The 25566-nt window shown below is 63.9% G+C and carries 20 protein-coding genes; 12 read left to right on the top strand and 8 right to left on the bottom strand.

Annotated elements, in window-relative coordinates; translation table 11 throughout:
* The first annotated feature begins 170 nt into the window (after positions 1-170).
* Positions 171-4214, top strand: a complete 4044-nt coding sequence (gene purL, locus B7G53_RS01090; RefSeq protein ID WP_096662841.1) for a phosphoribosylformylglycinamidine synthase — start codon at positions 171-173, stop codon at positions 4212-4214.
* A 123-nt stretch (positions 4215-4337) separates the two neighbouring features.
* Positions 4338-5168 carry a DUF2189 domain-containing protein gene (locus tag B7G53_RS01085; RefSeq protein ID WP_096662416.1) on the top strand — a complete coding sequence of 277 codons (831 nt, stop codon included), beginning with the start codon at positions 4338-4340 and terminating at the stop codon, positions 5166-5168.
* Here the strand turns inward: B7G53_RS01085 and B7G53_RS01080 are convergent.
* The 8 genes from B7G53_RS01080 to B7G53_RS01045 form a co-directional block, all read right to left on the bottom strand.
* A complete protein-coding gene (locus B7G53_RS01080; RefSeq protein ID WP_096662415.1) occupies positions 5165-5944 on the bottom strand; it encodes a slipin family protein in 780 nt (259 codons plus the stop codon). The genes B7G53_RS01085 and B7G53_RS01080 overlap by 4 nt on opposite strands.
* Positions 5945-5965: 21 nt before the next feature.
* On the bottom strand, positions 5966-7384 hold the full coding sequence (locus tag B7G53_RS01075) for an NfeD family protein (protein WP_096662838.1): 1419 nt from the start codon (positions 7382-7384) through the stop codon (positions 5966-5968).
* Between the two features lie 442 nt (positions 7385-7826).
* On the bottom strand, positions 7827-8612 hold the full coding sequence (locus B7G53_RS01070; protein WP_096662414.1) for a peptidylprolyl isomerase: 786 nt from the start codon (positions 8610-8612) through the stop codon (positions 7827-7829).
* Positions 8613-8671: 59 nt separating this feature from the next.
* Complete coding sequence (locus B7G53_RS01065) at positions 8672-8974, bottom strand: BolA family protein (protein ID WP_096662835.1); 303 nt, start codon at positions 8972-8974, stop codon at positions 8672-8674.
* Positions 8974-9594 (bottom strand): septation protein A, encoded by a 621-nt coding sequence (locus B7G53_RS01060; protein ID WP_096662413.1) that lies wholly within the window; start codon positions 9592-9594, stop codon positions 8974-8976. The genes B7G53_RS01065 and B7G53_RS01060 overlap by 1 nt, the downstream gene beginning before the upstream one ends.
* A 164-nt stretch (positions 9595-9758) precedes the next feature.
* Positions 9759-10169: a peptide-methionine (R)-S-oxide reductase MsrB gene (gene msrB / locus B7G53_RS01055; protein WP_096662412.1), complete on the bottom strand. Its 411-nt coding sequence runs from the start codon at positions 10167-10169 to the stop codon at positions 9759-9761.
* Positions 10170-10203: 34 nt separating this feature from the next.
* Positions 10204-11682 carry a protein adenylyltransferase SelO gene (locus tag B7G53_RS01050; protein ID WP_096662411.1) on the bottom strand — a complete coding sequence of 493 codons (1479 nt, stop codon included), beginning with the start codon at positions 11680-11682 and terminating at the stop codon, positions 10204-10206.
* A 212-nt stretch (positions 11683-11894) separates the two neighbouring features.
* Positions 11895-12584 carry a Crp/Fnr family transcriptional regulator gene (locus B7G53_RS01045; protein ID WP_096662410.1) on the bottom strand — a complete coding sequence of 230 codons (690 nt, stop codon included), beginning with the start codon at positions 12582-12584 and terminating at the stop codon, positions 11895-11897.
* Positions 12585-12933: 349 nt separating this feature from the next.
* On the opposite strand from B7G53_RS01045, the gene B7G53_RS01040 reads away from it, so the two are divergent.
* From B7G53_RS01040 to B7G53_RS00995, 10 genes are all read left to right on the top strand, one after another.
* Positions 12934-14562 (top strand): 3-(methylthio)propionyl-CoA ligase, encoded by a 1629-nt coding sequence (locus tag B7G53_RS01040; protein WP_096662409.1) that lies wholly within the window; start codon positions 12934-12936, stop codon positions 14560-14562.
* 190 nt (positions 14563-14752) lie between these two features.
* Positions 14753-15985, top strand: a complete 1233-nt coding sequence (locus B7G53_RS01035; protein ID WP_096662408.1) for a branched-chain amino acid ABC transporter substrate-binding protein — start codon at positions 14753-14755, stop codon at positions 15983-15985.
* 82 nt (positions 15986-16067) lie between these two features.
* Positions 16068-17102 (top strand): branched-chain amino acid ABC transporter permease, encoded by a 1035-nt coding sequence (locus tag B7G53_RS01030; protein WP_096662407.1) that lies wholly within the window; start codon positions 16068-16070, stop codon positions 17100-17102.
* Positions 17103-17105: 3 nt separating this feature from the next.
* Positions 17106-18395 carry a branched-chain amino acid ABC transporter permease gene (locus B7G53_RS01025; protein WP_096662406.1) on the top strand — a complete coding sequence of 430 codons (1290 nt, stop codon included), beginning with the start codon at positions 17106-17108 and terminating at the stop codon, positions 18393-18395.
* On the top strand, positions 18395-19168 hold the full coding sequence (locus tag B7G53_RS01020) for an ABC transporter ATP-binding protein (RefSeq protein ID WP_096662405.1): 774 nt from the start codon (positions 18395-18397) through the stop codon (positions 19166-19168). The genes B7G53_RS01025 and B7G53_RS01020 overlap by 1 nt, the downstream gene beginning before the upstream one ends.
* 2 nt (positions 19169-19170) lie before the next feature.
* A complete protein-coding gene (locus tag B7G53_RS01015) occupies positions 19171-19866 on the top strand; it encodes an ABC transporter ATP-binding protein (RefSeq protein ID WP_096662404.1) in 696 nt (231 codons plus the stop codon).
* Positions 19867-20038: 172 nt separating this feature from the next.
* Positions 20039-22138, top strand: a complete 2100-nt coding sequence (locus tag B7G53_RS01010) for a 3-hydroxyacyl-CoA dehydrogenase NAD-binding domain-containing protein (RefSeq protein WP_096662403.1) — start codon at positions 20039-20041, stop codon at positions 22136-22138.
* Between the two features lie 15 nt (positions 22139-22153).
* Entirely contained in the window at positions 22154-23329 is a 1176-nt protein-coding gene (locus B7G53_RS01005; RefSeq protein ID WP_096662402.1) for an acetyl-CoA C-acyltransferase, read from the top strand.
* Between the two features lie 111 nt (positions 23330-23440).
* Positions 23441-25291 carry an acyl-CoA dehydrogenase gene (locus B7G53_RS01000; protein WP_096662401.1) on the top strand — a complete coding sequence of 617 codons (1851 nt, stop codon included), beginning with the start codon at positions 23441-23443 and terminating at the stop codon, positions 25289-25291.
* The gene (locus B7G53_RS00995; RefSeq protein ID WP_096662400.1) at positions 25291-25521 is read left to right on the top strand and encodes a hypothetical protein; all 231 of its coding nucleotides are present in this window, start codon (positions 25291-25293) and stop codon (positions 25519-25521) included. Before B7G53_RS01000 ends, B7G53_RS00995 begins: the two co-directional genes overlap by 1 nt.
* The last annotated feature ends 45 nt before the right edge of the window (positions 25522-25566 follow it).

Here is a 25566-nt window from a genome sequence, read left to right as displayed (position 1 = left end):
ACCCCTCCCCGCCGGGTCTCTGGCGGGCTCGGCTGGTCGCGGCCCGGCGCCGACTCACTGATAAAATTGCGGGTTGACGCGACTCCTCCAGCCCTCTGCGCCTGCAGGCGGTGTTAAACCCCAAAACAGCTTGTGAGCTGCCCACCTCCCACTACAAGGCCACCGCCACCGTGACCCTGCATCTGACGACTTTCGAGGGCGAACCCCAGGGGATCAACGCCCTGAGCGACTTTCGCGTCCAGCAACTCCTGCCGCGCCTGCAAGCCATCGAGGGCAGGATTGCGGGCATCAGCGCCTGCTTCGTGCACCTGGTCGCCACCGGGGCGCCGCCCGACGCCGCGCTCAAAAGCCGGCTCGCGGCGCTGCTGACTTACGGCGATCCCTGCCCGGAGCGCATTGCCGGCACCCCCAAGGGGGATGAAGCGCTGCTTTTCATCGTCACGCCGCGTTTCGGCACGGTCTCGCCCTGGGCGTCCAAGGCCACCGACATTGCCCACAACTGCGGGCTGGCCATCAAGCGCATCGAACGCATCACCGAATACCGGCTGACCCTCAAGTCGGGCTTTTTCAGCAAAACGGCCCTCAGTGATGCCCAGCGCGACCAGGTCGCCGCCTTGCTGCACGACCGCATGACGGAAAGCGTGATGACGGACCGGGCACAGGCCGCCGGCCTGTTCACCGAGCTGCAGGGCGCGCCGCTGCAGACCATTGACGTGCTGACCGGCGGCAAGGCTGCGCTGGAAGCCGCCAATACGGAATTCGGCCTGGCGCTGGCTGTGGACGAAATCGACTACCTGGTGACCGCTTTCACCCAGCTCAAGCGCAACCCGACCGATGTCGAACTCATGATGTTCGCCCAGGCCAACAGCGAGCACTGCCGCCACAAGATTTTCAATGCCGATTTCACCATCGACGGCGTGGCCCAGAACCTGAGCCTGTTCGGCATGATCCGCAACACCGAAAAGCTCAACCCGCAACACACGGTGGTGGCCTATTCGGACAACGCTTCGGTCATGGAAGGCCTGCCGGTCCAGCGTTTTTATGCCAAATCGGCCTCCAGCCCAGAAGGGTCGGGTGCTACAAGCTATCAAAGTTATAGCGCCACCGATGACGTCTTAACCCATGTGCTGATGAAGGTGGAGACGCACAACCACCCGACGGCGATTTCCCCGTTCCCCGGCGCCTCGACGGGAGCCGGTGGTGAAATCCGCGACGAAGGCGCGACCGGGCGCGGCTCCAAACCCAAGGCCGGCCTGACCGGCTTCACCGTGTCCCGCCTGTTTGCCGGCGAGGGTGAGGGGTATGGCAAGCCGGAGCATATCGCCAGCCCGCTGCAGATCATGACCGAGGGCCCGCTGGGCGGCGCGGCCTTCAATAATGAGTTCGGTCGGCCCAACCTGGCCGGCTACTTCCGCGAGTATGAGCAGACCGTGGGCGGCCAGCGCTGGGGTTACCACAAGCCCATCATGATCGCCGGCGGCGTCGGCACGATTGACGCCGGCCTCACGAAGAAAATCCTGTTCCCGGCCGGCACCCTGCTGATCCAGCTGGGCGGCCCCGGCATGCGTATCGGCATGGGCGGCAGCGCGGCCAGTTCCATGGCCTCGGGCGCCAATGCGGCGCAACTCGACTTCGACTCGGTGCAGCGCGGCAACCCGGAGATCGAGCGGCGAGCCCAGGAAGTCATCAACCAGTGCGCCCAGCTCGGCAGCGCCAACCCGATTCTGGCGATCCACGACGTGGGCGCCGGCGGCCTGTCCAACGCCTTTCCCGAACTCGTCAACGACGCCGGGCGCGGTGCTCGTTTTGATCTGCGTGCGGTGCCGCTGGAGGAAAGTGGCCTGTCGCCCAAGGAAATCTGGAGCAACGAAAGCCAGGAGCGTTATGTGATGGCGATTGCGCCGGAATCGCTGCCGCAGTTCCAGGCTTTTTGCGAGCGCGAGCGTTGCCCGTTTGCCGTGATTGGTGTCGCCACCGAAGAGAAACAACTGGTGCTGTCCGACAAGGATGCCGCCCCCCCGGTGGACATGCCGATGAACGTGCTGCTCGGCAAGCCGCCCAAGATGCACCGCGACGTGACATCGGTTCGCCACGAGATCAAGCCCCTGGCCCTGACCGGCGTGGACCTGCAGCAAAGCGTGATCGCCGTCCTGAGCCACCCGACCGTGGCCTCCAAACGTTTCCTGATCACCATCGGCGACCGCACCGTCGGCGGCCTGACACACCGCGACCAGATGGTCGGCCCCTGGCAGGTGCCGGTGGCCGACTGCGCCGTGACCCTGGCCGATTACCAGGGTTTTGCCGGCGAAGCTATGAGCATGGGTGAACGCACGCCGCTGGCGATCGTCAATGCGGCGGCTTCCGGCCGCATGGCGGTTGCCGAGGCCATCACCAACCTGCTGGCCGCGCCGATCGAGCTGCCACGCGTCAAACTCTCGGCCAACTGGATGGCTGCCTGCGGCGAACCCGGCCAGGACGCCGCGCTGTATGAAACCGTCAAGGCGGTCGGCATGGAGTTGTGCCCGGCGCTGGGCGTGTCGATTCCGGTCGGCAAGGATTCGCTGTCCATGCGTACGGTTTGGAGCGACGATGGCGCCAGCAAAAAGGTCACCTCGCCGGTGTCGCTGATCGTGAGTGCCTTCGCGACCCTCCCGGACGTGCGCGGCACGCTGACGCCGCAGCTCGACGCAGCGGAGGCCGACAGCACCTTGATCCTGATCGACCTGGGCAAGGGGCAGTCCCGCATGGGCGGCTCCATCCTGGCGCAGGCGCTGGAACTCGAAGACGGCGCGGTGCCGGACCTCGACGACCCGCAGGACCTGGTGAACCTGGTCCACGCCATCAATGCCTTGCGCGCCCAGGGGCAGGTGCTGGCCTACCACGACCGCAGCGACGGCGGCCTGTTGGCCACCGTCTGCGAAATGGCTTTTGCCGGCCATGTGGGCGTTTCGCTCAACATCGACATGCTGCTGCTCGAAGGCGACGGCATTTCCGACAGCCGCATGGACACCGGCGACAGCAAGAACTGGGCGTCGCAGGTCGGCGCGCGCCGGGAGGAGCTCACGCTCAAGGCGCTGTTCAACGAAGAGCTGGGCGTCGTGATCCAGGTGCGGACCGAAGCGCGCAATGCGGTGATGCAGACGCTGCGCGAACACGGCCTGTCGAAATTCAGCCACTTCATCGGCAAGACCCGGCCGCAGCATGCCTCGCTCGAGTTGGGCAAGGGCGAGATCCAGGTCTGGCGCGACACCAAGGCCGTCTTCAGCGCGAAGCTGCAGGACCTGCACCAGGTCTGGGACGCCGTGAGCTGGAAGATCAACCAGCAGCGCGACAACCCCGCCTGCGCCGATGCCGAACACGCGGCGGCCGGCGATCCGGCCGATCCCGGCCTGCACGTGCACCTGACATTCGACCCGGCCAAGCCGCCGCAGGCGCCGGCGCTGAACCTGTCGCGGCCCCGGGTCGCGGTGCTGCGCGAGCAGGGCGTCAATTCGCATGTGGAAATGGCCTACGTCTTCACCCAGGCCGGCTTCGAGGCCTGCGATGTGCACATGACCGACCTGCAGAGCGGCCGTGCGCAACTGGCCGACTTCACCGGCGTGGTCGCGTGCGGCGGTTTCAGCTACGGCGACACCCTGGGCGCCGGCATCGGCTGGGCCCGCTCCATCACCTTCAACCCGGCGCTGTCGGACCAGTTCCAGGCGTTTTTCGCACGCACCGACACCTTTGGCCTGGGCGTGTGCAACGGCTGCCAGATGTTTGCCGAGCTGGCCGACATCATTCCGGGCGCCGAGGCTTGGCCGCGTTTCACCACCAACCGCAGCGAGCGTTTCGAAGCCCGTTTGAGCCTGGTCGAAGTGCTGCCTTCGCCGAGTCTCTTCCTCCAAGGCATGGCCGGCAGCCGCCTGCCGATTGCCGTGGCGCATGGCGAGGGGTATGCGAACTTTGCCTACCGTGGCGATGCCTCCAGTGTCATTGCGGCCATGCGTTTCACCGACCACCACGGCCAGCCGACCGAAGCCTATCCGGCCAACCCCAACGGCAGCGCCGGTGGCCTGACCGCGGTGACCACCGCCGACGGCCGCTTCACGGCGATGATGCCGCACCCCGAACGCGTTTTCCGCAATGTGCAAATGAGCTGGACCGACCAGGACATCAACGCCCGCAGCGCCTGGATGCAGCTCTGGCACAACGCCAGGAAATGGGTCAAATAGGCCTGTAACCCTTGTTAAACATGCGCTGATAGCTATTTAAAAGATAGCAGTCAGACCGGCCGCACCAGGTTCGCCCCGGGTTGGTCCTGATGCGCGGAGGCGGTGCACGCGGTTCAATGCCGCATGAACGCCTCTGCCCATCCCCCCGAGTCCACCACCACCGCCCTTGTCGCGCCGTCAGCGCCGCAGGTGCGCGTGTTGCAGCCGCTGCGGCTGGGCGACCCCCTGCGCTGGCTGCGCGCCGGCTGGCACGACCTGATGGTGGCGCGCGGCATTGCCCTGTTTTATGGCATCTGTTTCTGGCTCATGGCCGTGGTGCTGGGCGCGGTGTTCCGCAACCTGCCGCAGTACACCATGTCCTTTGTGTCGGGCTGCTTTCTGGTCGGCCCCTTCCTGGCCATGGGGCTGTATGAGGCCAGCCGGCGGCGCGAGCAGGGGCTGCCGCAAAGCCTGGGCGCCTCGCTGACCTGCTGGGACAGCCACCTGGGCAGCATGGGCATGCTGGTGCTGGTGGTGATGCTGCTCGAGCTGCTGTGGGGCCGCGCCTCGCTGGTGGTGTTCGCCGTGTTCTTCAACACCGGCATGCCGAGCACGGCCGGCGTGTTGAAGGCCATTTTCAATCCCCAGAACTGGCAATTCATCGCGGTGTACACCGTGGTCGGCGGCATTTTCGCCGGCCTGGTGTTTTCCACCTGCGTGGTGTCCATCCCGATGATCCTGGACCGCGACACCGATGCCATCACCGCTGGTATCGCCAGCATCCAGGTGGTGGCGGGGCGCACCGGCCCCATGCTGGTCTGGGGCGCGTTGATCGTGCTGCTGGTCCTCGGGGCCATGCTGCTGCCCTGGGCGCTGGGTCTGCTGCTGGTCGGCCCCTGGCTGGGCCACGCGAGCTGGCATGCCTACCGCGGCAGCTTCACTTGGCAGTCGCCGGTGCCAGCACCGGGGGATTAAGAGGCCCCAGCCCCGGGTTTGCCCTTGTCGAGCACCCGTGCCAGCAAATCCATCGGCAGCGGAAAAACAATGGTGGACGCGCGGTCGCCGGCCACCTGCGTCATGGTCTGCAGGTAACGCAGCTGCATCGCTTCGGGCTGCTGCGCCAGCATCTGCGCGGCCTCCAGCAGCGCCACCGCGGCTTGCTTTTCCCCCTCGGCGTGGATGACCTTGGCGCGGCGTTCGCGTTCCGCTTCAGCCTGGCGCGCGATGGCGCGCACCATGGATTCGTTCAGGTCGATGTGTTTGATTTCCACATTGGTGACCTTGATGCCCCAGGCGTCGGTCTGCGCGTCCAGGATCTGCTGCACGTCCAGGTTCAGCCGTTCCCGTTCGGCCAGCATTTCGTCGAGTTCATGTTTGCCCAGCACCACGCGCAACGTCGTCTGCGCCAGCTGGCTGGTGGCCATCAGGTAGTCTTCCACCTGGATGATGGCCTTCTGCGGATCGACCACGCGAAAAAAAACCACGGCATTGACCTTGACCGAGACGTTGTCGCGCGAGATCACGTCTTGCGGCGGCACGTCCATGGTCACCACCCGCAGGTCAACGCGCACCATCTGCTGGATGCCTGGAATCACCAGCACCAGCCCCGGGCCCTTGACGCGCCAGAAACGCCCCAGCTGGAAAACCACGCCGCGCTGGTATTCGCGCAGCACGCGAAACGAGCTGAAGGCAAGCAGCAGCAGCAGCGGCAACAACACACTGCCGAGTCCCAAGTTGAAGTCCCAGAACATGATGACGTTCTCCTTTCAGGGTTACATCTCTGCCAAATCGTCGGGGCGCACTTCCAGCGTCAGGCCGTTGACCGCCACCACGCGGACCCGTTGCCCCGGCCGCAAGGCTTGAGGCCCCTGCACCTTCCAGCGTTCGCCATGGACCAGGGCCCAGGCGCCGTCTTCGCCGACGGCCAGCACCTGCGCGGTCGCGCCTACCATTTGTTCCTGCCCACTGACCACAGGACGGCGCCGCGCGCGCAGGGCCATGCCGCCACCCAGCAGCACCAACGCGGCAGAACTGGCGGTCAGCCCGAAGATGAGCGGCAGCGGCAGGCCCAGGCCCGGAACATCGCGGTCGAACAGCAGCAGCCCACCGGCGATGAAGGCGACAGCGCCGCCCACGCCAAGCACGCCAAACGCCGGTGTCAGGAGTTCCGCGGCAAACAGCGCCATGCCCAGCAAAATCAGCGCCAGCCCGGCATAGTTGACCGGCAGCATCTGCAGCGCAAACAGCGCCAGCAACAGGCAGATGGCGCCGGTCACCCCGGCCACGCCGAAGCCCGGCGACGAGAACTCGAACATCAGGCCGTAGATGCCTATCATCAGCAGGATCAGCGCAAAGCTCGGGTTGGCAATCACCGACAGCAGCCGCTGCCGCCAGTCAGGCAACACGACCTGCTGGCCCAGTCCCCGCGTGGCGAGCCTGACATCGCCCGTCGGCACGCGGACTGTGCGGCCGTCAATTTGCGCCAGCAGGTCAGGCACATCCCTGGCGACCACGTCAATCACCTTCTCCCGCAGCGCCTCCGCGGACGTCAGGCTGACCGCCTCGCGCACCGCACGCTCGGCCCATTCGGCATTGCGCCCGCGCTGCTGGGCCAGCCCGCGGATAAAGGCCGATGCATCGTGAACCTGCTTGGCGGTCATGACGTCGGCCATGTCCACAGGCGGCGGGTCGGCTCTTTTACCGTTCGCCTTGTCGCGCCCGCCCTGGTCCGGGCTGTCGCTCCTGCGCTCTGCGGGCGGCTTGCGGTCCATGCCTGGCATGCCGATGGCCACCGGCGTGGCCGCGCCCAATGTGGTGGCCGGCGCCATGGCGGCGATGTGGGCGGCGTACAGGATATAGGTGCCGGCACTGGCGGCGCGTGCGCCCTCGGGACTGACATACACCGCAACCGGCACGGGCGATGCAAGAATGGCCTGGATGATCTGCCGCATGGAAGTGTCCAGGCCGCCCGGCGTGTCCAGCCGGATCACCACCAGCGGCGCAGCCGCGTCCTTTGCTTTCCCGATGCCACGAATCAGGTAGTCGGCGCTGGCCGGACCGATGGCATCGCGCACTTCCAGCACCAACACCGGGGCAGCCGCCGCCTGCGACAGGGTGTAGCCGCAAAGCAGGACAGCGGCGAGCGCGCCGGCCAGCCCCACCCTGAAACGCATGCACTCAAGCCGGCGCATGGTGAGAGAAAAAAGGCCCGACAACACAGGGACTGACCACATGTAGACCTCCAGACGCGATGCTGTTGGACACACAGGACCGTGACTCCCATGGCGCAAGCGTCCGGAGCGGCCGGTCCTACGGTTTCAATCTATCACAGGCCGGGCTGGCAGGCCCGGTGACCGTCAGCGAAAACCGGGCCGCACTTGAGCGGCATCAAGCGGGGTCTTCTACGCTCAGCCCACCCGCCGGGACTCGGCGCGCGGCGGGCGCCACCGCCGAGCCTTCAACCCCGTGGCGTGCCAGCGCGGCGGCCACCTCGAGCCTGTCCGCCAGAAACAGGGCGGTGACGGCGTTCGGCAACCGGGAAACTCACGCGGTCCAGGGTTTGAAGAACAAAAAAGCGGCTCAAGAGCCGCTTTTTTTTTTTGATGCAACAGGCTTTTCAACCCGCCACGGCGATCACTCGACCTTGGCCTTTTCGCGCAGCCCTTGCTGGAAGGCGCCGAGTTTTTGCTGTTGCATCTGCTGCGCGATCTGCGGCTTGAGTTCTTCAAACGGTGGCAGCTGGGCGGTGCGGATGTCGTCGACGCGGATCACGTGGTAGCCGAACTGGGTTTTCACCGGCACGTCCGTCAGCTGGCCTTTGTTCATCTTGGTCATGGCTTCGGCGAACTCGGGCACATAGCTGCTCGGGTTGGCCCAGTCCAGGTCGCCGCCGTTGGCGCCAGAGCCGGCGTCCTTGGAGGACTTCTTGGCGATGTCTTCAAACTTGCCGCCTTTTTTCAGGCTGGCAATGATGGCTTTGGCTTCGTCTTCCTTTTCCACCAGGATGTGGCGCGCCTTGTATTCCTTGCCGCCGTTGGCTGCAACAAACTTGTCGTACTCGCCCTTGAGCTCGGCATCGGTCACCGGGTTTTTCTTCTGGAAATCGGCGAACAGCTCGCGGATCAGGATGGCCTGGCGGGCCAGTTCCATCTGCGTCTTGAAGTCGTCGCCGGCCGACAGTCCGCGTTTCTCGGCTTCCTGCATGAACACTTCGCGGGCGATGACTTCTTCCTTGATCTGGCCCTGCATTTCGGGGGTGACCGGACGGCCGGAGCGTGCCAGCTGCTGCGCCAGCGCGTCAACGCGGGCCTTGGGCACGGCCTTGCCGTTGACGATGGCAATGTTCTGGGCAAAGGCACCCGATGCGCCCAGCGCCATCAGGCCGGTGAGGGCGCTTGCCAGTAAGACTTGCTTTTTCATGGGGTTCCTTGGGTAGTCGTTGATGGAAGAACGGCGCCGCTGTAGGCGTGGGCCGAAAATCAGGAGGTTGGAAGGATTTCAATGGCCAGCGCGTGCAGGCCCTGATCAATGAAATTTTGCAGTGCATCATACACAAGCCGGTGGCACGCGACGCGGCTCTTGCCCGCGAAGGCGGGGCTCGCAATCCGCACGCGGAAATGGCTGCCGAAACCCTGGGCATTGGCGCCGGCGTGGCCGGCATGCGCCGCGCTTTCGTCGATTACTTCCAGCAGGCTCGGGCTCAGGCGCTGACGCAGCTGTTCCTCGATCCGGGCCGCGTGGACGGGCAGGACGGTGGAGGGGGTAGATGGGGTGGAGGGCATCATGGCTCGGTCTTGACGTGTTTGTTCAGGAAAACCGCCTGCGCCAGCACAAAAACCAGCATCAGGCCCAGGCCGCCGAACAGCTTGAAGTTAACCCAGGTGGCCGTCGGGAAGTTAAACGCCACCCACAGGTTGAGCACACCCATGACCGCGAAAAACGCGATCCAGCTGTAGTTGACCTTGCGCCAGACCGCATCGGGCAGGGTCATCTGCGCGCCCATCAGCGACTGGATGCCGTTTTTGCCGAACACCAGCTGCCCGACCAGCAGTGCGCCACCCATGACCCAGTAGAGCACGGTGGGCTTCCACTTGATGAAGCTGTCGCTGTGGAAATAAATCGTGGCACCGCCGAGCAGGGTCACCAGCCCCAGGCTGACCCAGAGCATGGTGTCTATCTTGCGGCCGCGTGCCACCAGCCAGAGGATCTGCCCCAGGGTGGCCAGGATCACCACCACCGTCGCCAGCAGCACCGGCGCCTCGGCGATGCCCACCACGCCGCCGGAGACCATGAAGCCGAGCCAGTCGGTCGCCGTCTGGGCCGACCAGGCGGTGTTGGCCTCGGCGTACTTGAACATGCCGAAGAAAAGAACAATGGGCAGGAAATCGAACAGAATTTTCATGGACTGATTATCGCGGAGCAAAAAGTAACAAAAAGAGCTGGCTTGACTTTATGGCCACCGACCTGCAAGCAGGGACCGCGGGACTGGCTTCGCCAGACCGCAGACGCAGCGCCCCCTCGGGGGGCAGAGAGCACACAAAGTGAGCGAACGTGGGGGCCAACAAGCTATTCAGGCTTGAAATCCAGCGAGGCGGAGTTCATGCAGTAGCGCAGGCCGGTGGGTGTGGGGCCATCCGGGAACACATGGCCCAGGTGGGCGCCGCAGTTGGCGCAGACGGTTTCGGTGCGGGTCATGCCGTAGGCGCGGTCCACATGTTCTTCGATCGCGCCTTCCCGCACTTCCTGCGAGAAGCTGGGCCAGCCGCAGCCCGCGTCAAACTTGGACGAGGCGTCGAACAGTTCGGCGTCGCAGCAGATGCAGCGGTAAGTGCCCGGTGCAAAATTCTTGTCGTACTTGCCGGTGAAGGCGCGTTCGGTGGCCGCCTGGCGCGTCACCTGGAAAGCGCCGGGTTCGGCCCCTTTGGCGGCGAGCAGGGCTTGCCACTCGGCATCGGTTTTCTGGATCTTCGGGGGCATGGCTTTACCTTTTGAAATGACTTCTTGAGTCTGCTTACGAACTGCAGCTGATTTCTATGGAGGCCGCCCAGTCGGGCGGAAAACCGGCATGGCTGTCGTGCTCCGGGTGTTCTTCAAATGGGGCCTGAAGCAGGGTCAGCAAGGTGTTGACCCCGGAAAAATCTTTTAGTTTCGCGGCCTGGATCGCCTGTTCGCCGAGATGGTTGCGCAACACATATTTCGGATTGGTCTTCAGCATCAAATCAGCCGCCGGCCCAATATCTGCGTGCGCCAGGCGCTCTGAATACTGTAGCGCCCAGGCATCGAAGCCGGCCCGGTCCAGAAACAGGTCGCGCACCGCTTCCTGCCCCGGCGGCGTGCCGAAATGGCACAGGCGGCGCCAGAAGATGGTGTAGTCGACCTTGTCCGCGGCCAGCAGCTTGAAGGTGGCTTCGATCAGCGCCTTGTCTTCCGGCCGGGCATCCGGCAGGCCCAGCTTGGCGCGCATGCGGGCCTCGAGCGCCTCGGGAAACACGGTCTTGTAGGACTCCAGCGCGGCCAGTGCCTGGTCCTGCACCTCGATCAGCGGCAGCAGGGCCTGCCCCAGGCAAAACAGGTTCCAGTAGGCAATGTTCGGCTGCTTGTTGTAGGCGTAGCGGCCCTGGGTGTCCGAGTGGTTGCAGACGTGGCCGGGGTCAAACGCATCGAGGAACTGGAAAGGGCCATAGTCGATGGTCAGGCCCAGGATGCTCATGTTGTCGGTGTTCATCACGCCGTGGCAAAAGCCGGTGGCCTGCCAGGCCGCCATCAGGCGGGCGGTGCGTTCGCTGACGGCCTGCAGCAGGGCGGCATACGGCTGGCTGCTCTCGCGGCAGGCGGGGTAAAAGTGGTCGATCACGAAATCGGCCAGCACCTTGAGCTGCGCGTGTTGGTCGCTGTAGCTGAAATGCTCGAAGTGCCCGAAGCGGATGAAACTCGGCGAGGTGCGTGTCACCACGGCAGCCGTTTCGATCTCCTCCCGGCGGACCCTGGCGTCAGACCCGGTGACACACAGGGCGCGTGTGGTCGGGATGCCCAGGCCGTGCATGGCCTCGGAGCAGAGATACTCGCGGATCGAGCTGCGCAGCACGGCGCGACCATCACCCATGCGGGAGTAAGGCGTCATGCCGGCGCCCTTGAGCTGCACTTCCTGCGGCCCGCCGGGGGTGGCAATCTCGCCCAGCAGGATGGCGCGGCCGTCACCGAGCTGACCGGCCCACTGGCCGAACTGGTGGCCGCTGTAGACGCTGGCCAGCGGCTGCAAGCCCTGGGCTAGCTGGTTGCCGGTGAACAGCGCCAGCGCTTCCTGCGATTCAAACCAGGCCTGGTCCAGACCCAACTCGCGGGCCAGGGCCTGGTTGCGGCTGACCCAATACGGGGCAGGCAGGGGGCTGGGAAGGCGGTCGGTGTAAAAATCCGTACCCAATTGGGCAAAGCGGTTGGCCCATTTCAGGCCCGGAATCGCAGCAAGCGGCTCGCCGATGACAGAGTTCATGAGATCATTGTCCTATGGCACAAGCAGCCCCGTGCTGGTGGGGTTAAAGCCGCGTCGGGGCATCCTTCGACAAGCTCAGGGCGAGCGGAATTGCGCGAACTTGGACTTCGATCCAGACCAGCCGGGGCCGCGGAACCGGCTTTGCCGGGCCGCAGGCGCAGCGGCCCCCTCGGGGGGCCGGGAGCTGCACGCAGTGAGCGACCGTGGGGGCCTTATCCCTCGGGCCGGACCGCATACGCGGCGAGGGCCTGTTCGTCGAGCATGGCGACGCGGCCAAACTCCAGCGACACCAGGCCTTCTTGCTCCAGCGTCTTGAGGGCGCGGTTGACCGTCTGCCGCGACAGCCCGGCCAGGTGGCCGAGTTCTTCCTGCGACAGCACCAGCCGGCGCCGGCCCTGCCAGAACACGCGGGTCAGGTACAGGGCCACACGCTGCTCGGGGGAGCGCAGGCGTTCCGCCTCGATGATGGTCATGGCCTGGCCCAGGCGCCGGTTCAGGTGCGCCACCAGGAAGTGGTTGAAGGGCAGGCTGTGGGCCAGCAATTCATCGAACTGGGCGCGCGGCAGGCACAGCAGCAAGGTGTCGCGCAGGGCAATCACGTCATAACGGCGCGGCTCGGTTTTCAGGACCGAGCCCTCGCCAAACCACTCGCCGTCCGGCACCCCGAGAAAAGCCGACACCCGACCGGTGCAGGAGGTGCTTTGCAGCTTGACCAGCCCCGACAACACGGCATACCAGCCCTTGACCGGCGAACCCGCCGCCAGCATGACCTCGCCTTTGCGGCCCGACAGCGTGAGGGTGCGCTCCAGCAGTCGGGTCTGGGTGTCGGCGGGCAGGGCGGCAAACCATGGCTGGCCGCGCAGAAAGCGGTGGTGCGGGAAAACGGCTTCTTCAAGGGACATGGGAGCGATTGTCTCCGCAGCCGCGGGGCATGACCTGGCCGGTCTGGAATGTCCGAGCGCCACGGGGAGTGTCATGGGGTTTGTACCTAGGAACTGTCGGAGCAGCGACATCTCTTGCCGGCCCCGGGCACAGCCGTGCACAGTGCGGCATGGCAATTCGGGTTGCGGGCGCGGTACCTGGCCGACCGTGATGCACGTCAACAAAAACCAAGACACCGTCCCTGCGCTGTCGCCAAGGTGCTGATTGAGGCGCTGGTGCTTCCAGAGCTCGCTTCACGGGCGTTACCATGCGGTTACCAGGCTGCCGAACGGCACAGAATTTTTACCGGACAAAAAAGGAAACAAGACCATGTTGGGTTTGATGCAAAACCAGCCACTGCTGATTTCATCGCTGATCGATTTTGCGGAGCGCCACCATGGCGATGCCGAGATTGTTTCGCGCCGTGTGGAAGGCGACATCCACCGCTACACCTACCGGGACGTGGCGCGCCGCTCGCGCCAGGTGGCCGGCGCACTGGACGCGCTCAAGCTGCAGTTCAGCGACCGGGTCGCCACGCTGGCCTGGAACGGCTACCGCCACCTTGAGCTGTATTTCGGCGTCAGCGGCTCCGGCCGCGTGCTGCACACGTTGAACCCGCGCCTGCACCCCGACCTGGTCGCCTGGATCGCCAATCATGCGGAAGACCAGGTGCTGTTTTTTGACATGTCCTTCCTCCCGCTGGTCCAGGCCTTCCATGCGAAATGCACCACCATCAAGCACTACATCGCGCTGTGTGATGCGGACAAGCTGCCCACCGACAGCGGCATCCCCAATCTGAGCAGCTACGAAGCCTGGATCGCCCCGCATTCGGCCGATTACAAGTGGCCCAGCTTCGACGAAAACTCGGCCTCGAGCATGTGTTACACCAGCGGCACCACGGGCAACCCGAAAGCGGCGCTGTACAGCCACCGCTCGACCATCCTGCATGCTTACGCCGCGGCGCTGCCCGACGTGATGTGCCTGAGTGCACGCGATTCCATCCTGCCTGTGGTGCCCATGTTCCACGTCAACGCCTGGGGTATCCCGTACTCGGCCGCGCTGACGGGCGCCAAGCTGGTGTTTCCCGGCCCGGCACTGGACGGCAAGTCGATTTATGAACTGATCGAAGCCGAGAAGGTGTCCTATGCCGCCGGCGTGCCCACCGTCTGGCAGATGATGCTGGGCCACATGAAGCCCGCCGGCCTCAAATTCTCCACGCTCAAGCGCACGGTCATTGGCGGTTCGGCCTGTCCCCCCGCGATGATCCACGCCTTCCAGGAAGACTATGGCGTCGAGGTGCTGCATGCCTGGGGCATGACCGAGATGTCGCCGCTGGGCACGCTGTGTACGCTGAAGAACAAGCACCTGGCCATGTCCAGGGACGAGCAGATGAAGATCCGGCTCAAGCAGGGGCGGGCGATCTACGGCGTGGACATGAAAATTGTCGACCCCGAGGGCAAGGAGCTCGCCTGGGACGGCAAGGCCTTCGGCGACCTGCATGTGAAGGGCCCGTGGATCATTGCCGAGTACTTCAAGGGCGAGGGCGGCAACCCGCTGGTGGACGGCTGGTTTCCGACCGGCGACGTCGCCACCATCGACCCCGATGGCTACATGCAGATCACCGACCGCAGCAAGGACGTGATCAAGTCGGGCGGCGAGTGGATCAGCTCCATCGACATCGAAAACATCGCTGTGGCGCATCCCGCCGTGGCCATGGCGGCCTGCATTGGCGTGCGGCATCCCAAGTGGGACGAGCGCCCCATCATCGCGGTGGTGAAAAAGCCGGGCGCCGAAGTCACCCGCGAGGAATTGCTCCGTTTCTACGAAGGCAAGACGGCCAAGTGGCAGATTCCCGACGACGTCGTGTTTGTCGATGCGATTCCCCTGGGCGCGACCGGAAAAATGCTCAAGACACGCCTGCGCGAGCAGCTCAAGGACTACACCTTGCCCGGCCTGTGATGCCAACCTTGCCGTGGCCGGCAACGGGCATGGCAGCGCGGTTCATTCCGCGCTGCGGAATGCCCGGATTTTTCTGCCACGGTACTTTGTCACCTGCGCGATAGCCAGGCCGGTTTTTACGGGCAATCCCCTACGCTGCAGCGCACAAAAACTTGTACTCTGCCCTTATCAGTTAACAAGGAGACATTTGATGAAATTGACCATGAAAATTGTTGCAGCGACGGCCATGATGATGGCTGCCGGTGTGTCCTTCGCCCAGAAAGGCGAAACCGTCAAGATGGTCCGCATTGACCCTCTGACCGGCTTGCTGGGACCGGTGGGTGTCAGCCAGATCAAGGGCTACCAGTTTTTTGCCGAGAAGTTCAGCGGCGCGGGCAACCCGGCTGGCGTGAAGTTTGAAGTCACCCCTATCGACAACAAGCTCAGCCCCGCAGAAAGCCTGAACGCGCTGAAAGCAGCCATCGACCAGGGCGCGCGTTACATCATCCAGGGCAACGGTTCCTCGGTCGCCATGGCCCTGACGGATGCCGTCACCAAACACAATGAACGCAATCCCGGCAAGGAAGTGCTTTATCTCAACGACTCGGCTGTGGACCCGGACCTGACCAACAGCAAATGCAGCTACTGGCACTTCCGGTTTGATGCCGACACGTCGATGAAAATGGAAGCCATGTCCAGCTTCATGGCCGACCAGAAAGACATCAAAAAAGTCTACCTGCTGAACCAGAATTACTCCCATGGCCACCAGGTCGCCAAATACGCCAAGGAATCCCTGGCGCGCAAGCGTCCTGATATCCAGATCGTGGGCGAAGACCTGCATCCGCTGGCACAGACGCGTGACTTCGCACCGTACATCGCCAAGATCAAGGCCTCGGGCGCCGACACCGTGATCACCGGCAACTGGGGCTCCGACCTGTCGCTGCTGATCAAGGCGGCCAATGAAAACGGCTACACCGGCAAGTTCTTCACTTACTACGCGGGCGTCACGGGCACCCCCACAGCGTTGGGCACCAATGGTGCCGGCCGCGTCTACCAGATCGCCTACAACCACTACAACATGGGTGGGCAGATGGACAAGTGGATGAAAGAGTTCAACGCCAAGTACAACGACGACTTCTACACCGGCTCGACCATCCGCATCTTCGAGATGCTCGGTGCTGCCATGGCCAAGGCCAAATCCACCGATCCGGTGAAGGTGGCCGCCGCGATGGAAGGCCTGAGGGTCAAGAGCTTCAACGGTGAAGTCGAAATGCGCAAGACCGACCACCAGTTGCAGCAACCGCTGTACATGTCGGTCTGGCAGAAGGCCGATGCCAAGTATCCCTACAGCCCCGAGAAGACCGGCATGACGATGGCTCCGCTGAAGGAATACCCCAACTATGTCTCGAGCACGCCGACCAGCTGCCAGATGAAACGTCCGTAAGCGAGAAATCCTGAACCAGGAGCCCGAGCGGGTCTGCCGTATCGGGCTCTTTTATTTTTACCGATGAGGAAGGTCGACAGGAATGGAGTTTTTCATCATCTCGATGCTGAACGGGCTGAGCTACGGGCTTTTGCTGTTCATGCTGAGTTCCGGGCTCACGCTGATTTTCAGCATGATGGGCGTCCTGAATTTTGCGCACGCCAGCTTTTACATGCTGGGCGCCTATGTGGGCTACACCGTGGCCCAGTTCGTTGGCTTCTGGCCGGCACTGGTCGCCGCGCCCCTGGTCGTCGGCGCGCTGGGTGCCCTGTTTGAGCGCCAGTTTTTGCGCAAGGTGCACAAGTTCGGGCACGTTCCCGAGTTGCTGATCACCTTCGGCCTGTCGTATGTGATTGTCGAGTTGGTGCAGCTGATCTGGGGCCGCATTGCCGTCGAGTTCCACCCGCCCGCCGCGCTGCAGGGGCCGGTCTTCACCCTGATCAACGACTCCGTCAAGGGCCTGAGCATGGTCTGGGGCACCGCGCCTGCGGAGCTTTGCAGCGCGGCCGATGCCGCCGTGCGCATCGTCTGCTCGCCGTTTCCCGCGACCCGGGGCTTCATGATGCTGGTCGCGCTGGTGATGCTGGCTTCCGTCTGGCTGCTGCTGACGCGCACCCGTATCGGCATGGTGATCCAGGCCGCGCTGACTCACCCGGAAGCGGTGGAGTCCCTGGGCCACAACGTTCCCCGCGTGTTCATGATGGTGTTCGGCGCGGGCTCCGCGCTGGCAGGGCTGGCGGGCGTGATCGGCGGCAGCACCTTTCTCACGGAACCGGCCATGGCTGCCACCGTGGGCTCCGTCATCTTCGTGGTCGTCGTGGTCGGCGGCATGGGTTCCCTGTCGGGGGCGTTCGTGGCGTCCCTGCTGATCGGTGTCATCCAGACCTTCGCCGTGGCGTTTGACTATTCGCTGGCGACCCTGGCGCAACAGATCGGCTTGCCGCTCAGTGCGGGCATGGCCAACAACTCCTACATCAAGCTCACGCTGTCGCAGGTGGCGCCCATTCTTCCCTACCTGTTCCTGGTGCTCATCCTGATCTTCAGGCCCCGCGGCCTGCTGGGCAAGCGGGAGGGCTGATTCATGAAAAAACACTACCAATTTGCGCCGCTCAACATCGGTCGCTGGCTCACCTGGGGGCTGTTCGCCCTGGTACTGGCCGTCGCGCCGCTGATGTTTGGCAGCGGGCTGGCCATGACCGTGCTGTCCCAGATGGGCATTGCCATCATCGCCTGCCTGTCCTACAACATGTTGCTGGGGCAGGGCGGCATGCTGAGTTTCGGCCATGCGGTGTACACCGGCCTCGGCTCGTTCCTGGCCATTCATGCGCTCAACAGCGTCGGCGCCGGCTCCCTGTCGCTGCCGGTGTCGCTGGTGCCCATGGTGGGCGGACTGGCCGGCGTGGGTTTTGCGGTGCTGTTCGGTTATGTCACCACCCGCAAGTCCGGCACCACCTTTGCCATGATCACGCTGGGACTGGGTGAACTTGTCTTTGCGCTGTCGCTGATGATCCCGGAATTTTTTGGCGGGGAGGGTGGCGTGGCGGGCAATCGGGTGACCGGCAGTGCCAGGATGGGCATCACCTTCGGTCCGCAGATCCAGGTGTATTACCTGATCGCCGCCTACACCTTCGTCGCGGTCGCGGCCATGTTCGCCTTCACCCGAACGCCGCTGGGCCGCATGCTCAATGCCGTGCGCGACAACCCGGAACGCGTGGAGTTTGTGGGCTACGACACCCAGAAGGTCCGCTATATCGCCTTTATCATTGCCGGCTTTTTTGCCGGCATCTCGGGCGGGCTGGCAGCGCTCAATTTCGAGATCGTCACCGCGGAAGTGGTCGGCGCCGCCCGCTCGGGGGCCTACCTGCTGTTCACCTTCCTGGGCGGCGCCACCTTCTTCTTCGGGCCCATCATTGGGGCCATCCTGATGGTGCTGGCCTTTGTGCTGCTGTCCGAGTTCACCAAGGCCTGGCTGCTTTACCTGGGCCTGATTTTCCTGTTCATGGTCATGTACGCCCCCGGCGGCATTGCCAGCCTGATCATGATGAACCTGCGCGTGGCGCTGTACGGCAAGCTCAGGCAGCTGTGGGTCAGCTACCTGGCGCTGGCGGTCACCGCGCTGGTCCTGCTGCTGGGCGCCGGCGCCATGATCGAAATGGTCTACCACCTGCAACTCAACACCACGCTGGGGTCCAAGCTGGAGTTCCTGGGCGTGGCGCTGGACGCCAAGAGCGTCAACAGCTGGTTCGGCGCGGGACTTGTCATGCTGACCGGACTGGGCCTGTTCGAGGTCACGCGCCGGCAGTTCCTGCATGAGTGGGGCGAGATCCAGGAATACATTGAAAAAGAAATCAAGCGCAGGGAGGCCATGTGATGTCGAGCTACGCTTTAGAGCTCAAAGACCTGCGCAAGAGTTTCGGCAAGACCGAAATCATCCGCGGCGTCAACCTTGCAGTGACCGCCGGCGAGCGGGTCGGCATCATCGGCCCCAACGGTGCCGGTAAATCCACGTTGTTCAACCTGATCAGCGGACGCTTCGCGCCCACCAGCGGCGAGGTGTTGCTCAACGGCCAGCGCATTGACGGCAAGAAGCCGTTCGAGATCAACCGGGCCGGCCTGTCGCGCAGCTTCCAGATCACCAACATCTTCCCCAAGCTCAGTGTCTTCGAGAACCTGCGCTGCGGCGTGCTGTGGAGCCTGGGCTACAAGTACACCTTCCTGAAGTTCCTGGCCGACCTCGATGATGCGAACCAGCGCGCCGACGAACTCATGCAGATGATCAAGCTCGACAAAAAGCGCGACGTGCTGGCCATCAACCTGACCTACGCGGAGCAGAGGGCGCTGGAGATCGGCATCACCATTGCCGGCGGTGCCAACGTCATCCTGCTCGACGAGCCGACCGCCGGCATGAGCCGCAGCGAAACCAGCCGCTTCATCAGCCTGATCAAGGAGGTCACGACGGGCAAGACCTTGCTCACGGTGGAGCACGACATGGGGGTGGTGTTCGGACTGGCCGACAAGATCGCGGTGGTGGTCTACGGCGAAGTGCTGGCCTTTGACGTGCCCGAAGCGGTACGCGCGAACCCGCGTGTGCAGGAGGCCTACCTGGGCTCTGCTGTGGCCGATTCCCAGGCGGGAGGACACTGAACATGCTGAAAATAGAAAACCTCCACGCCTACTACGGCAAGAGCCACGTTCTGCACGGGGTCCACTTTGAGGTCCAGCCCGGGGAAATCGTCGCCCTGCTGGGACGCAACGGCTCGGGTCGGTCGACCACGGCCAAGGCCATCATGGGCCTGGTGGAATGCGAGGGCGACATCCAGTGGAAAGGCCGGCGCATCACCGGGCAGAAGGCCTACGAGATCGCGCACCTGGGCATTGGTTATGTGCCGGAAAACCGCGACATCTTCCCGACGCTCACCGTGCACCAGAACCTCATGCTCGGGCAAAAAGGCAAGGGCAAAGGCAGCCGCTGGTCGTTTGAAGACATGTACCAGATGTTTCCACGCCTGAGGGAAAGGCAGCACACCGAAGCCGGCGTGCTGTCCGGCGGCGAGCAGCAAATGCTTACGCTGTGCCGCGCACTGATGGGCGACCCGGACCTGATCATCATCGACGAGCCGACCGAAGGGCTGGCGCCCAAGATCGTCGAACTGGTGGGCCAGTACCTGCAGACCCTGAAGGCCAAGGGAATCTCGGTGCTGCTGATCGAGCAGAAACTGACCATTGCCATGGCAATTTCTGACCGGGCACTGGTCATGGGTCATGGCAGCATCGTGTTTGAGGGGACGCCGGAGAGCCTGCGCGCCGACGCCTACACCCGCAAGGAGTGGCTGGAAGTCTGAGGCAGACTTTGTCACGACAGGGACAAGGGCGGCGCCGGTCAGGCTTGCAGTGCCCCGCCAGCCTTCTACAATGGCAAATAGAACGGTCGTACTATTTTTGGACGCCCAGCCGTTTGAGAATCATCACCTGATCCCGCCGATGGCCGGGTAACACGCAACAAAGGAAAAGCAAATGACAGCCAAATACGAAGTCCACGGCAGTGTCGCGGTGATCACACTGGACAACCCCCCGGTCAACGGCCTGGGTCATGCCACCCGGGTCGGCATCACCGACAGCCTGCAAAAAGCCAATGCCGATGCGGCCGTCAAATCCATTGTGCTCACCGGTGCCGGCAGGGCCTTTTCCGGCGGTGCCGACATCAAGGAATTCGGCACACCGAAAGCGCTGGCCGAGCCCAACCTGCTGAGCGTGATTCTTGCGCTTGAGAACTCTTCCAAGCCTGTGGTTGCGGCGGTTCATTCGGTCTGCATGGGCGGTGGGCTGGAGCTCGCGCTGGGCTGCCACTACCGCATTGCAGCGCCTGGCTGCAGCGTGGCCCTGCCTGAAGTCAAGCTCGGCCTGATCCCCGGTGCCGGCGGCACGCAGCGGCTGCCGCGCGCGCTCGGTGTCGAACCCGCACTGAACATGATCGTGAGCGGAGAGCCCGTCAAGAGCGAATTGCTGGCGCAGATCCCGGGCCAGAAGCTGTTTGACAAGATGGCCGCGTCCGCAGAATCACTGGCCCAGGAGGCGCTGGCCTTTGCCCAGGCCGTGTCCGACACGCGCCCCTTGCCGCTGGTGCGCAACCTGCCTTGCAAACACCCGAATGGCGACGCCTACTTCCAGTTTGCGCGCAACATGGTCAAGGGCATGGCGAAGAATTTCCCGGCCCCCGTCAAGTGCGTGGATGCCGTCGAAGCCGCGACCAAGAAGAAATTCGACGAAGGCATGGCCTTTGAGCGCGAGATCTTCATCAACCTGATGTGGACCCCGGAAAGCAAGGCGCTGCGGCATATTTTCGCCGCCGAGCGCGCCGCGTCCAAGATTCCGGACGTGCCGGAAGACACGCCCAAGCGCGAGATCCAGTCGGTCGCCGTGATTGGCGCCGGCACCATGGGCGGCGGCATTGCCATGAACTTCCTGAACGCCGGCATCCCGGTCAAGATGCTCGAGATGAAGCAGGAGGCGCTGGACAAGGGCCTTGCCACCATCCGCAAGAACTACGAAGCCCAGGTCAAGAAGGGCAAGCTCAAGCAGGACAAGTACGAGCAGCGCATGGGCCTGCTCAGCACCACCCTGAGCTATGACGACCTGAAAGACGCCGACCTGGTGATCGAGGCCGTGTTCGAGGAAATGGGCGTCAAGGAAAAAGTGTTCAAGGAACTCGACCGCGTGATGAAACCGGGCGCCATCCTGGCCTCCAACACCTCGACGCTGGATGTCAACAAGATCGCAGCCTTCACCAAGCGTCCCCAGGACGTGGTCGGCATGCATTTCTTCAGCCCGGCCAACGTGATGAAGCTGCTTGAAGTCATTCGCGGGGAAAAAACCGCCAAGGACGTGCTCGCCACGGTGATGGCGGTCAGCAAGAAGATCAAGAAAACCGCCGTCGTGTCCGGCGTTTGCGACGGCTTCATCGGCAACCGCATGATCGAGCAGTACGGCCGCCAGGGCGGCTTCCTGCTCGACGAAGGCTGCACGCCGGCGCAGGTCGACAAGGCGATGGAGAAGTTCGGCATGGCCATGGGCCCGTTCCGCATGGGCGACCTGGCGGGCAACGACATCGGCTGGGCCATCCGCAAGCGCCGCTACCAGGAAAAGCCGGACATGAAGTACAGCAAGACCGCGGATCTGCTGTGCGAGAAGGGCCGTTTCGGCCAGAAAACCGGCGCCGGCTGGTACGACTACGTGCCCGGCAAGCGCGACGCGATTCCAAACGCCGAAGTGGTGAAGATGATTGAAGACCACCGCGCATCGCTGGGCATCACGCCGCGCAAGATCTCCGACGAGGAAATCGTCCAGCGCCTGGTTTACGCGCTGGTCAATGAAGCGGCGCACATTTTGGAAGAGGGCATTGCCTCCCGGGCCAGCGACATCGACATGGTCTACCTCATGGGTTATGGCTTTCCGATCTACCGCGGTGGCCCCATGAATTACGCCGACCAGGTGGGCCTGTTCAACGTGGTGCAGAGCATGAAGCGTTTTGCCCAGAACCCGCTGGACGACGCCAAGTTCTGGCAACCGGCGCCGCTGCTGGCCAAGCTGGCCGCCGAAGGCAAGACGTTCAATTAATTCACGGAGATTTTCATGACTTCAGCTGTAATCGTTTCCACCGCCCGCACCCCCCTGGCCAAAAGCTGGAAGGGCTCTTTCAACATGACCCACGGCGCCACCCTCGGCGGCCACGCGGTTGAACACGCGATCAAGCGCGCCGGCATCGAGGCTGGCGAGGTCGAGGACGTGATCATGGGCTGCGCCAACCCCGAAGGCGCGACCGGCGCCAATATTGCGCGCCAGATCGCGCTGCGCGCCGGCTGCCCCATCACCGTGTCGGGCATGACCGTCAACCGTTTCTGCTCGTCCGGCCTGCAGACCATTGCCCTGGCCGCGCAACGCATCATTGCCGGTGAAGCCGACATTTATGTGGCCGGTGGTGTGGAAAGCATTTCCTGCGTGCAACAGGAAATGAACACCCACATGCTGGCCGACCCTTGGCTGGTCAAGAACAAGCCCGAGATCTACTGGAACATGCTGCAGACGGCCGAGCAGGTCGCCAAGCGTTATGGCATCACGCGCGAGCAGATGGACGAATACGGTGCCGCCAGCCAGCAAAAAGCCTCGGCTGCCCTGGCTGCCGGCCTGTTCGACGCCGAGATTGCACCGATCACCGTCACCATGGGTGTGGCCGACGCCGTGATGGGCCTGACCACCAAGCAGGTCACGGTCAGCAAGGACGAAGGCATTCGCGAAGGCACGACCAAGGAAGGCATCAGCGGCATCAAGCCGGCCATTCCCGGCGGCGTGATTTCGGCCGGCAATGCCAGCCAGTTCTCCGACGGCGGCGGCGCGGTCGTGGTGATGGATGAAAAAGTGGCCGAGAAAAAAGGCCTGGCGCCGCTGGGCCGTTTTCTCGGTTTTGCGGTTGCCGGCTGCGAGCCGGACGAAATGGGCATCGGCCCCGTCTACGCCATCCCCAAGGTGCTGGCCCGTCTGGGCCTGAAGGTCAGCGACATCGACCTGTGGGAACTCAACGAAGCCTTTGCCGTGCAGGTGATTTACTGCCGCGACAAGCTGGGCATTCCGATGGACAAGCTCAATGTCAACGGCGGTGCGATTGCCGTGGGCCACCCCTACGGCGTCAGCGGCCAGCGCCTGACCGGCCACGCGCTGATCGAAGGCAAGCGCCGCGGCGCCAAACGTGTTTGCGTGACCATGTGTATCGGCGGCGGCATGGGTGCTGCGGGTATTTTTGAAGTGCTCTGAGCCGATTTTTCGAGCGCAAGCATCGATCAGGGGCTGAGCAGTCGTCCAGTGAAAAACGGACACATGGCTCAGCCCCTGTTTTTTTTCGTTCCCCGTTTCCGGTGAAGCACCATGAGCCTTCGACCCACGCTTGATTTCCTGCTCTACCAGTGGCTGGGCGCCGAGTCGCTGAACCAGCGCGAACGTTTTGCCGACCATTCGCGCGAAACCTTCGACGCGGTGTTCGACACCTGCGAACGCATCGCGCGCGAAAAATACGCGCCTTTCAACCGCCTGGTCGACACCCAGGAGCCGCAGTTCGACGGTGAAAAAGTCATCCTGCCGCAGGCCACACACGAGGCGCACAAGGCCTACGCCGGCTCGGGCATGCTCAGCGCCGCTCAGGACTACGACGAAGGCGGCATGCAGCTGCCTTACACCATCGAGGCGGCGGCCAACTGCTTTTTTGCCATGGCCTCGGTCAGCATAGGCTCCAGCCTGCTGACCAAGGGCAATGCCAACCTGCTGCTGGTGCACGGCACCGAAGCGCAGAAAGAGGTGTTTGCGCGCAACGAGTTCGCCGGGCGTTTTTTCGGCACCATGTGCCTGAGCGAGCCGCAGGCCGGTTCCTCGCTAAGCGACATCACGACACGCGCCGTGCCGGACGGTGACGACTTCGACGCCGAGCCGCTGGGCCCGCGCTACAGGCTCAAGGGCAACAAGATGTGGATCTCGGCCGGCGAGCACGAGCTGACCGAAAACATCATCCACCTGGTGCTGGCCAAGATCCCCGGGCCGGACGGCAAGCTGATCCCCGGCACGCGCGGCATCTCGCTGTTCATCGTGCCCAAGAAAATGGTGGGCGCCGATGGCCTGCTCACCGGTGAGCGCAATGACGTGGCGCTGGCCGGGCTGAACCACAAGCTGGGCTGGCGCGGCACCACCAACACGCTGCTGAACTTCGGCGAAGGCAAATACCCGGTCCCTTCGACAGGCTCAGGACGACCGGTTGCAGGGGCCATCGGCTACCTCGTCGGTAAGCCGCACGAAGGCCTGCGCTGCATGTTCCACATGATGAACGAGGCCCGCATTGGCGTGGGCACGGCGGCCGTCATGCTGGGCATGGCCGGTTATTACGCCTCGCTCGACTATGCGAAAAACCGGCCGCAGGGCAGGCCGGTCGGACCGGCGGGCAAGGATTCGGCCCGGCCGCAGGTGCGCATCATCGAACACGCCGACGTCAAACGCATGCTGCTGGCGCAGAAAGCCTATTGCGAAGGTGCGCTGGCGCTGGAGTTGTACTGCGCGCGGCTGGTGGACGAGCAACACACGGCCGAGGCCGGTGCGGCGGACGATGCCCGCCTGCTGCTGGAGGTGCTGACACCGATTGCCAAAAGCTGGCCCAGCGAATGGTGCCTGGAAGCCAACTCGCTGGCGATCCAGATCCACGGCGGCTACGGCTACACCCGCGACTTCCCGGTTGAGCAGTACTGGCGCGACAACCGCCTGAACATGATCCACGAGGGCACGCACGGCATCCAGGCCACCGACCTGCTGGGCCGCAAGGTGCTGATGGAGGGCGGCAAGGGCCTGCAGCTGCTGGCGGCGCGCATCAGCAGCACGATGGAGCGGGCGAGCCAGGTGCCGGAACTCGCGGCCTATGCCAAGGCGCTGGGCCAGGCGCTGCAGCAGGTCGGGGCGACCACCCAGGCCGCCTGGGCCACCGGCAACCCGCAGGATGCGCTGGCCAATGCCGTGCCCTACATGCAGGGCTTCGGCCACACCGTGCTGGCCTGGATCTGGCTGGATGTGGCGTTGGCCGCGCTGCAGGCCGATGCTACAAAATCAATAGCTGTTACCGCCGGTAAATTGGGCGCGGTCCGCTACTTTTATCACTACGAATTGCCTAAAATCGACGCCTGGCTCCAGGTGGTCGCGGCCCGCGACCTGACCTGCGCCGACTTGCCGGAGGAGGCGTTCTGATGGGTTTTTTCAAGGAATCAGGCAGTACCACGTCGAGCAAGTCGATTGCCCGGCTGCAGCAACTGATCTGGATCCTGATCTACGGCGGGCTGCTCACGCTGGTGCTGGGCCTGTCGGTGCAGCGCAGGGATGACGCCCTCGGCTGGTCCATGGTGGTCGGCGGCGGCGTCGTGGCGGCCATCGGTTTTGTGCTGATCTACGTGCGCTCCCGCCTCACCAGCAGCGACTGACCGGTCCGCCCTGCGACAGCCGGCAGGCGCGCTTTGCGCGACACT

Origin of the sequence: Polaromonas sp. AET17H-212 (assembly GCF_002379085.1) — a bacterium.
Classification (GTDB): Bacteria; Pseudomonadota; Gammaproteobacteria; order Burkholderiales; family Burkholderiaceae_C; genus Polaromonas.
This window is presented reverse-complemented; position numbering and strand designations above follow the sequence as displayed.

Excerpts from the sequence above, each read along its gene's own strand:
- msrB (WP_096662412.1), bottom strand. The coding sequence starts at position 10,169 with ATGCCCCCGAAGATCCAGAAAACCGATGCCGAGTGGCAAGCCCTGCTC.
- B7G53_RS01045 (WP_096662410.1), bottom strand. The coding sequence starts at position 12,584 with ATGTCCCTTGAAGAAGCCGTTTTCCCGCACCACCGCTTTCTGCGCGGC.
- B7G53_RS01040 (WP_096662409.1), top strand. The coding sequence starts at position 12,934 with ATGTTGGGTTTGATGCAAAACCAGCCACTGCTGATTTCATCGCTGATC.
- B7G53_RS01015 (WP_096662404.1), top strand. The coding sequence starts at position 19,171 with ATGCTGAAAATAGAAAACCTCCACGCCTACTACGGCAAGAGCCACGTT.
- B7G53_RS01020 (WP_096662405.1), top strand. The coding sequence starts at position 18,395 with ATGTCGAGCTACGCTTTAGAGCTCAAAGACCTGCGCAAGAGTTTCGGC.
- B7G53_RS01080 (WP_096662415.1), bottom strand. The coding sequence starts at position 5,944 with ATGTTCTGGGACTTCAACTTGGGACTCGGCAGTGTGTTGTTGCCGCTG.
- B7G53_RS01030 (WP_096662407.1), top strand. The coding sequence starts at position 16,068 with ATGGAGTTTTTCATCATCTCGATGCTGAACGGGCTGAGCTACGGGCTT.
- B7G53_RS01070 (WP_096662414.1), bottom strand. The coding sequence starts at position 8,612 with ATGAAAAAGCAAGTCTTACTGGCAAGCGCCCTCACCGGCCTGATGGCG.
- B7G53_RS00995 (WP_096662400.1), top strand. The coding sequence starts at position 25,291 with ATGGGTTTTTTCAAGGAATCAGGCAGTACCACGTCGAGCAAGTCGATT.
- B7G53_RS01075 (WP_096662838.1), bottom strand. The coding sequence starts at position 7,384 with ATGCGCCGGCTTGAGTGCATGCGTTTCAGGGTGGGGCTGGCCGGCGCG.
- B7G53_RS01060 (WP_096662413.1), bottom strand. The coding sequence starts at position 9,594 with ATGAAAATTCTGTTCGATTTCCTGCCCATTGTTCTTTTCTTCGGCATG.
- B7G53_RS01005 (WP_096662402.1), top strand. The coding sequence starts at position 22,154 with ATGACTTCAGCTGTAATCGTTTCCACCGCCCGCACCCCCCTGGCCAAA.
- B7G53_RS01050 (WP_096662411.1), bottom strand. The coding sequence starts at position 11,682 with ATGAACTCTGTCATCGGCGAGCCGCTTGCTGCGATTCCGGGCCTGAAA.
- B7G53_RS01025 (WP_096662406.1), top strand. The coding sequence starts at position 17,106 with ATGAAAAAACACTACCAATTTGCGCCGCTCAACATCGGTCGCTGGCTC.
- B7G53_RS01085 (WP_096662416.1), top strand. The coding sequence starts at position 4,338 with ATGAACGCCTCTGCCCATCCCCCCGAGTCCACCACCACCGCCCTTGTC.
- B7G53_RS01035 (WP_096662408.1), top strand. The coding sequence starts at position 14,753 with ATGAAATTGACCATGAAAATTGTTGCAGCGACGGCCATGATGATGGCT.
- B7G53_RS01065 (WP_096662835.1), bottom strand. The coding sequence starts at position 8,974 with ATGCCCTCCACCCCATCTACCCCCTCCACCGTCCTGCCCGTCCACGCG.
- B7G53_RS01010 (WP_096662403.1), top strand. The coding sequence starts at position 20,039 with ATGACAGCCAAATACGAAGTCCACGGCAGTGTCGCGGTGATCACACTG.
- B7G53_RS01000 (WP_096662401.1), top strand. The coding sequence starts at position 23,441 with ATGAGCCTTCGACCCACGCTTGATTTCCTGCTCTACCAGTGGCTGGGC.